This is a genomic window from Clostridioides sp. ES-S-0001-03 (assembly GCF_020676075.1).
Taxonomy (GTDB): Bacteria; Bacillota; Clostridia; order Peptostreptococcales; family Peptostreptococcaceae; genus Clostridioides.
The window spans coordinates 1-1,174 of record NZ_JACVWJ010000029.1 but is presented as its reverse complement, the minus strand read 5'-3'; the positions used below and the strand labels follow the sequence as shown (position 1 = coordinate 1,174).

Sequence of the window (1,174 nt, the reverse complement as noted above, 5' to 3'; positions counted from 1 at the left end):
GATTGGCAAGAACTGAAATGACATCAGCTTATGGTGATGGGGTTTTAGCTTCTGCAATGATTAATCCTGCAACTATAGGTATTCAGTTTATGTTATCCATGGCACATCCTCATACAGATATATGCGATGAAATATGTGGAGAGGATAATTTTGGTTTAGGTAAAGGTGTTTATCCTATAAATGAAGCTCCTGCATATCCATTTCACCCTCATTGTTTGTGTATTATGCTTACTGTAGTTCAACCATTAGATGTATTAGTTGAAAGGTTGAAAAATTGGATTAAAAATCCCATGAATGATGTACCTCTTGAAATGTGGTATCAAGATGTGTATGGAAATATGAGTTTTTAAATTGAAAGGTGGCGATTAAATGAATGTAATAACTGGAGAAATGGATTCAATGAATGCGTTAATATCTAGTATAAAACCTTCTGATATTCCTTTAGCTAAAGATATAGACATAGAAGCTTTAAAATCTATAGATAATGACCCTCTTGAGGTAGTTGTTGAGATACCTGCAACAAAATCTAAAAGAGGATGGAATTATACTGCTAAAAGCTTAAAGGATATTGTAGATTACACTAATGAAAATACTCTTAATGGCTTTTTAGGACATCAAAAAGCTGAAAATATATCAACTGAATTTGCACCACCTGTAACACATTGGATAGGTGCAGAAATGAAAGGTGATAAGGCATACTTTAGAGGATTGATTGATGCAGATGCTAAAAATTTAAAAAGATGGATTAGAACTAAGAGGATAAAGGAAGTCAGTATATTTGGTTATCCAAAGCTTAAAAAAGGTGTTAAAGGTGAAATGAATGTTATAGGATATGAGCCACTATCTATTGATTGGACTCCTCTACATAGACCAGGTATGCCAACAAGTATTGTAGGTATGGAAATGAGTCCTAATGGCGAACAGTTAGATGGAACTTTTGAAGCTTTAAAAATAGATTTAAGAGAAGCTTTAAAAGCTAAGTTTTCTATTAATGATAATAATTCATATCTCTATATACAAAACATAAGATATGATGACAATACTGTCATATATGAGTTGGAGCAAAATGGATTATGTAAGCTTTATAGTATACCATTTACTATAGTTGAAAATAAAATAAATCTAGGTGAAGAAATTGAAGTAATAAAGAAAATAAGCTATGAAGCTAAAGGAG

General features: G+C 31.7%; 2 pseudogenes. Both read left to right on the top strand.

What is annotated here, in order from left to right:
- A pseudogene (locus tag IC174_RS21510) lies at window positions 1–350 on the top strand (hypothetical protein); the annotation flags it as partial.
- A 19-nt stretch (window positions 351–369) separates the two neighbouring features.
- Window positions 370–1,174: pseudogene (locus tag IC174_RS21505) on the top strand (hypothetical protein); the annotation flags it as partial.